A 6,701-nucleotide genomic window follows, 5' to 3' on the forward strand; every position below is an offset into this window, starting at 1 on the left:
GGCCGCGTAGAGCCGGTGTTTCAGCGGGGGGACGGGGCGGTGGCCACCGGTCCGAGGGCGCCGTAGTACGGGTCGTCGTCAGAGCTGTCGCTGTTGATCGCGGCCGTGATGCCGACGGCGATCAGGACGATCACGGTGATGCCGAGGATGATCCCGATGATGCCCATGATCAGACCGGCCTGGGCCTGACCGTGGTTGGTGGCCACCCCGGCCTCGGCGCGCTTGCGGCCCTTGATGCCGAAGACGACGGCGAGGATGCCGGTGACCAGGGAGACCACGCCGTAGAGGCAGAAGAGGGCGCAGGAGACGATGCCGAGCACCATCGCGGCGATGCCCATGCCGTTCTGGGGGGCCATGGGCATACCGGGCCAGCCGTAGCCGGACTGGGTGTATCCGGACTGGGTGTATCCGGACTGCGGGTAGCCGGGGTAGCCGTAGCCGCCGGGCGCTCCGGGGCCGGTGGGGGCCACGGGCGGGGGCGGGACGGCGCCGGTGCCGGTGCCGGTGCCGGGCGGGTCGTAGTGCGGCGTGCCGGACGGGTCGTACTGCGGCGTGCCGGTCGGCGGGGTGAAACCCGGCATGGAGGTGACCGTGGCCTGGTCGTGGACGGACGGCGGCTGAGGCGTCTGGTTCTTGTCGAGCGAGGGCGTGCTCTCCGGCGGCGCCCACGGGTCGTGGCTGCCTCCGTCGGGCTGCGTCGCGTCCGTCATCGTGCGGTCCCCCCTGGGTCGATCGTGTGGTCATGCTACGGGGCGGTTCGGTGCGTGCCACAGGGCGGGTGGGCGGGGGTTGCTCCCGCCCACCCGGCACCGCCGCACCTCGGCAGAGCCCCGCGCCCCCGAAAAGAAGGCGCCGCCGGCCCGCGGCATACGATGAAGCCGAGTCATCGATCAGCCGATCACCCGCGCCCGCCCGCCCAGCGCCGGCCGGAGCGCCGTTCCGGGGAGGAACCTTGACCCAGCATCTCGTCGACCCCCACGCCCCGCGCGACCTCACGGCGTTCATCGCGGAACTGCCCAAGGCCGAACTGCACGTGCACCACGTGGGATCCGCCTCCCCCCGGATCGTCTCCGAACTGGCCGCGCGCCACCCCGACTCGAAGGTGCCGACCGATCCCGAGGCCCTGGTCGACTACTTCACGTTCACCGACTTCGCGCACTTCATCGACGTGTACCTGTCGGTCGTCGACCTGATCCGCACCCCGGAGGACGTCCGGCTGCTGACGTACGAGGTGGCCCGGGACCTGGCCCGGCAGCAGGTGCGGTACGCCGAGCTGACCATCACCCCCTTCTCGTCCACCCGGCGCGGCATCGACGAGCGGGCCTTCATGGACGCGATCGAGGACGCCCGCAAGGCCGCCGAGTCCGAGTTCGGGACCGTGCTGCGCTGGTGCTTCGACATCCCGGGCGAGGCGGGCCTGGAGGCCGCCGAGGAGACGACCCGGCTCGCCACCGACGACCGGCTGCGCCCGGAGGGCCTGGTCTCCTTCGGTCTCGGCGGACCCGAGGTGGGCGTCGAACGGCCGCAGTTCAAGCCGTACTTCGACCGGGCGATCGCCGCGGGCCTGCACTCCGTACCGCACGCCGGTGAGACGACCGGCCCGCAGACGGTGTGGGACGCGCTGACCCACCTGCGGGCCGAGCGCATCGGGCACGGCACCAGCTCCGCGCAGGACCCGAAGCTGCTCGCGCACCTCGCCGAGCACAGGATCCCCCTGGAGGTGTGCCCGACCTCGAACATCGCCACGCGCGCGGTGCGCACCCTCGACGAGCACCCGATCAAGGAGTTCGTGCGCGCCGGGGTCGTCGTCACCATCAACTCCGACGACCCGCCGATGTTCGGCACCGACCTCGACAACGAGTACGCGGTCGCCGCCCGGCTGCTGGAGCTCGACGAGCGGGGTCTGGCCGAGCTGGCGAAGAACGCCGTCGAGGCGTCCTTCCTGGACGCGGCGGGCAAGGCCCGGATCGCCGGTGAGATCGACACGTACACGGCGCAGTGGCTCAGCCGGTGACCCCCGCCCCGGTCGCCGTGGCCCACCGGGGCGACCCCTACCGCGTCCGCGAGAACACCGTCGCGTCGCTGCGTTCCGCGCTGCGCCGGGGCGCGGACGCGGTGGAGATCGACGTGCGGCTCACCCGGGACGGTGTTCCGGTGCTGCTGCACGACGCGACGCTGAAACGGCTCTGGGAGCACGAGCGGCCCCTGGTCGCGCTGTCGTCCGAGGAGGTGCGCGGGCTGACCGGCGGCGGGGTGCCGACCCTGGCCGAGGCGCTGACGGCGACCGACGGGCACCGGGTGATGATCGACCTGCCCGGGTCGCCCGAGGTGCGGGCGGTGCGCCGGATCATGGGCGTCGTGGCGGAGGCGGGTGCGGCGGACCGCGTCTACTACTGCGCGGGCGCCGACGCCATGCTCGCCGTGCGCGCGGCGGATCCGGCCGCGGAGATCGCCCTCACGTGGACGACACTGGCCCCGCCCCGGCCCGTGCTGCTGGAGGCGATCCGCCCGCGCTGGCTCAACTACCGCTTCTCGCTGGTGGACCGGCCCCTCGCCGAGCGCGTGCACCGCGACGGCCATCTGCTGTCCGTCTGGACCCCCGACACCCGCCGCTCGATGCGCCGGCTGCTGGAGGCGGGCGTGGACTCGATCACGACGAACCGCGTCGACGTGCTGTGCGCTACACGCGCGAGTGCTGCGGCACCGTCGCCGGATCCGCCGGGGTCGCGCGCGTGAGGTACTGCGGCACCGGCGCGCTGTCCGTGCCGGTGTCGCGGACGAGCCCGTAGCGGACGGCGCCCTGGGCGGGGCCCTGGCCGATGTCCTCGACCACGGCGTTTCGGTTCGTCGGGAAGACGATGAGGCCGTAGTCGCAGCCGCCTTCGTTCTGGGTGAGGGTGACGGTGCCGTCGAGGTAGAAGTACTCGTTCTGCCACATCTGCTGGGTCCCGGGCGGGAGGACGGCGTAGCCGATGGCGGGGCCGCCCATGCCGGTGGCGTAGCCGTCGGGGGCGCCGGGCAGCGGGTCGTCCATCCGCCGCGAGCCGCCGGACGCCACGTGGAACAGCCTGCCCTTCAGGCCGGTCCAGGACGGCATGACCAGCGCGCCGGGCCGGGACCCGGGCGAGATCTGCCAGCGGACCAGGACGTAGCCCCGGCCGGTGAGGGTCACGCTGTCGCCGCGGTGCTGCATGACGGCCTTCGGGCCGCCGGTGCTGGTGATGCCGGACTCGGGGCGGCGCGGCAGGGCGGCGGGCCGGGCGTTCGGGTCGGGGGCGCGGTCGACGGCGTCGACGACCGTGCCGTACGGGTCGGTCGTCTCCTTCGTCGACGGCGAGGCCTTGGGGGCGGCGGCGGGCGGGGCCGAGGGCCGCGGAGGTGTGGAGGTCGCCGTGGCCGTGGGGGCGACCGCGGCCCGGGGCGGCGGGGCGTCCGGCGGCTGGGTGACGACGTAGGCGCCGCCCGCGACGATCGTCGCACCCGCCGTCATCGCGACGGCCGGCTTGGCGAGCGCGCCGAGCAGCTTGACGGACCATCCTGCGGAGCCGGCGGCCGCTGCGGTCTTGCCGCCGAGGGCGAGCGACAGGGTGAAGCCGACGGGCAGCGGGACGAGGGCGATGCCCACCAGGAGACGTTCGGCCGGGACGACGGACTCGCGGGTGTCGCCGCAGTAGCCGCAGCCGCGGATGTGCCGGGCCAGCCGCTTGCGCCACACCGAGTCGGGCCGGCCGTTCCAGCGGCCGGTCACCTCGCGCAGGTCGGGGCAGGCGCCGTCCAGGGCGCGGACGATGCCGCGCGAGGTCTCCAGGCGCTCCTTCATCCTCTGGACGCGCACGGCGGCGTGCTGCCGGGTGATGCCGACGGCGGCGGCCAGTTCGCGCCGGGTCAGTTCGCCCGCGACCTCCAGCCACCACAGCGACAGCAGGTGCCGGTCCTCGTCGTCGAGCCACCGGGCCGCCTCGGCGACCTCACGCCGCTGCCCCTCCAACTGGAGTCGCAGCACGGTCAGTTCTGCGAAGTCGGAGGCCGCTGCCTCCTCCAGCCGGTCCGGGGTCTTCCGCCGGGCCCGGTCGCGGATCTGCCGCATGGCGATCGCCACGAGCCAGGACCGGAAGCTGTCCGGGTCGCGCAGCGAACCGAGGTGGTCGACCGCCCGCAGCATGGTCTCCTGGACGACGTCGTCGACGTCGGCGTGCCCGTTCAGGGCCCGGCCCACGATGTTGTAGACCAGCGGCAGCCAGCCCGTGACCAGCTCGTCCAGCGCCCGCCGGTCACCGGCCTGGGCCGCCGTGATGACGGCGCTCCAGTGCTGACTGTCCACGATGGCCTCTCGACGCCCGGGTTCACCGATGTTCCGCACGCACCCTCTCAATCGGCCCCGGGGTCCCCGCCATGTCCGGGATCACAGGGTGGAGACGGAGTGCGGACCGGGCGATAACACTTTTTGCGTCCGGCGCCTGCTGAGCACGGTCGGGCGCGCGGGCCGTCACTCCTCGTTCAGCACCTGCCGAGCACAGTCGCGGGCGGGCCATCTGTCCCCGTTCAGCACTGGGTGAGGACGGTCGCGGGCGGGCTTCTGCGCCTGCCGAGCACGGTCACACGCGCGGGCCGTCACTCCTCGCTCAGCACCTGCCCGAGCACAGTCGCGGGCGGGCCATCTGTCCCCGTTCAGCACTGGGTGAGGACGGTCGCGGGCGGGCTTCTGCGCCTGCCGAGCACGGTCACGCGCGCCGGCCGTCACTCCTCGCTCAGCACCTGCCCGAGCTCGGCCCGCCGTCGGATGCCCAGCTTCTTGTACGTGCTGGTCAGATGGGTCTCCACGGTGCGCCGGGCGAGGTGGAGGAGACCTGCGATCTCCGTGTTCGTGCGCCCCTCGGCGGCCAGGCGGGCGATGCGCAGCTCGCTGCCGGTGAGGGAGGCGGAGCCGGTGCGGGCGGTGGCGGCGCGGCGGGACCCGCCTTCCCGCAGGGCCTCCTCCGCGAGCGTCCGCAGCCGGATCGCGCCCAGGCGTTCGGCGTGCCGGGCCGCTGTCCGCAGGCACTCCCGGGCCCGGGCGCGTTCCCCGGCGGCGGTCAGCTGCCGGCCCTGCGCGAGCAGCGCGGCCACCAGCTCGCCCTGCGCGGCGGCCGGCGCGTCCGTGAGGAGGCTCACGGCCTCCTCGGCCAAGTGCAGGCCCCGGCGACCACCGGTGACCGTGCCGAGCACCCTCAGGGCACGGCCGACCGTGCGGGGTGTGCTCCACACCCGCGCCAGGCGCAGCTCCTCCTCGGCCAGGGCGAGCGCCTCCCGGGTGCTGCCGAGGGCCAGCCGGCACTCGGCGGCGGCGGAGCGCCACGGGGTGACGACCGGGCTGACCACGTCGCGGGCCGCCTGGCGGCGACCGCACTCCAGGAAGTCGTGCAGGGCCCCGGCCGCGTCACCCGCCGCGGCCCGCTGCACGCCCCGCGCGTACAGGAACCGGTTCAGCTCCCAGCTGTCGGGCGCCTCGCGCAGGTCGAAGCCGTCGGCGAGGCGCCGGGCCTCCTCCGTGCGGCCGGTCTCCACGAGGGCGATCAGGGTGGTGGCGTGCACGTTGGAGGGCCCGTGGGCGGGCCCGGGCCGTTCGGCGGGCAGCAGCGCGTACTGGCCGCGCGCGGCGGCGATGTCGGCCCGGGTGTTGAGCAGGGCCGCGTGCATCGGGTGCAGCAGGTCAGGGCGCTGACCGGCCAGTCCACGATCCACCAGACGGTCGGCCTCGTCGAGTTCGTCGGCCCACTGGGCGACCGCGGCGGCGGTCCCCAGCAGGAAGGGCTCGGTCAGCGGGTGGGCCGGCTCGGTGAGCAGGGCCCGCATCCGCCGCATCGCGTCGTCCGCCGAGGTCAGTGCGGCCGTGGCGGCGTACCGCACGAGCAGCGCCCGGGCTGCGGGGCCGACGAGTTCCGGCGCGTGCTCGGCGGTGTCGCTGAGGCGGCGGTACACGTCCTGGCGGACCGTCTGGTCCTGGTCGGACAGCAGGGCGGACGCGGTCTGCAGGGCGGCTCCCAGGTCGGGGTGCCCGGTCAGCTGGCCGTCCACCGAGCGCAGCACCTCCACGGCGGCCCGGGTCCGGCCACGCCCGGCCAGCGCGGTGCCGAGGGCCACGGCGGCACGTACCCGGTCCTGCGGCGTGCCGTGCAGCCGCAGCGCCTCGGTGAGGCGGTGCATCCCGGCCGAGGGCTCTTGGCCGACGCACTCCAGCGAACCCAGCTCGGTCAGGGTCCGCTGCCGGTGGTCCTCCGGGATCGGCTCCTCAAGGGCCCTGCGCAGAAACACGACGGCCTGGTCGGAGCGGCCCTCGCGCAGGGCGAGGGCGGCGGCGTCCCGCAGCACGGCCGGGGCCCAGGAGGCTCCCACGGGGCCGGACCGCAGGAGCTGCCGGGCCACCGCCGAGGTGGGGGCGCCGCGGTGCAGCATCGCCTGCGCGGCGGCCCGGTGCACCGCGCGCCGCCGGGCGTCGGGGACGCCCGTGAGGACGGCGTCCCGCAACAGCGGATGGGCGTAGCGGGGGTGGCCGTCCGGTCCGGTGCGCAGGACGCCGAGCCCGGTCATCGCCGTGAGCCAGCCCGCCACCCGGGCCGGATCGGCGCCGGCGAGCTCGGCGAGCAGCCCTGCCAGGGGCTCTCCGGGGCCGCTGCCGACCGGTCCGAGCCGCCCGCCACCGGACGGTCCGAACCCGCCGAGCC

At 74.9% G+C, this 6,701-nt stretch carries 5 protein-coding genes; 2 read left to right on the forward strand and 3 right to left on the reverse strand.

Annotated features, from left to right (window positions below; translation table 11 throughout):
* Positions 1-20: 20 nt before the first annotated feature.
* A complete protein-coding gene (locus ACZ7EG_RS29150; protein WP_471085163.1) occupies positions 21-710 on the reverse strand; it encodes a DUF4190 domain-containing protein in 690 nt (229 codons plus the stop codon).
* A gap of 242 nt (positions 711-952) precedes the next feature.
* On the opposite strand from ACZ7EG_RS29150, the gene ACZ7EG_RS29155 reads away from it, so the two are divergent.
* A complete protein-coding gene (locus ACZ7EG_RS29155; protein WP_471085165.1) occupies positions 953-2,014 on the forward strand; it encodes an adenosine deaminase in 1,062 nt (353 codons plus the stop codon).
* Entirely contained in the window at positions 2,011-2,736 is a 726-nt protein-coding gene (locus ACZ7EG_RS29160; RefSeq protein ID WP_471085168.1) for a glycerophosphodiester phosphodiesterase, read from the forward strand. Before ACZ7EG_RS29155 ends, ACZ7EG_RS29160 begins: the two co-directional genes overlap by 4 nt.
* Here the strand turns inward: ACZ7EG_RS29160 and ACZ7EG_RS29165 are convergent.
* Both ACZ7EG_RS29165 and ACZ7EG_RS29170 read right to left on the reverse strand, forming a co-directional pair.
* Positions 2,681-4,321: a sigma-70 family RNA polymerase sigma factor gene (locus ACZ7EG_RS29165; protein WP_471085171.1), complete on the reverse strand. Its 1,641-nt coding sequence runs from the start codon at positions 4,319-4,321 to the stop codon at positions 2,681-2,683. The two genes, ACZ7EG_RS29160 and ACZ7EG_RS29165, sit on opposite strands and share 56 nt — an antisense overlap.
* Before the next feature lie 416 nt (positions 4,322-4,737).
* On the reverse strand, positions 4,738-6,701 hold a 1,964-nt coding region (locus ACZ7EG_RS29170), incomplete at its 5' end, for a helix-turn-helix transcriptional regulator (protein ID WP_471085174.1).

This window comes from Streptomyces sp. NPDC037100, assembly GCF_055606225.1.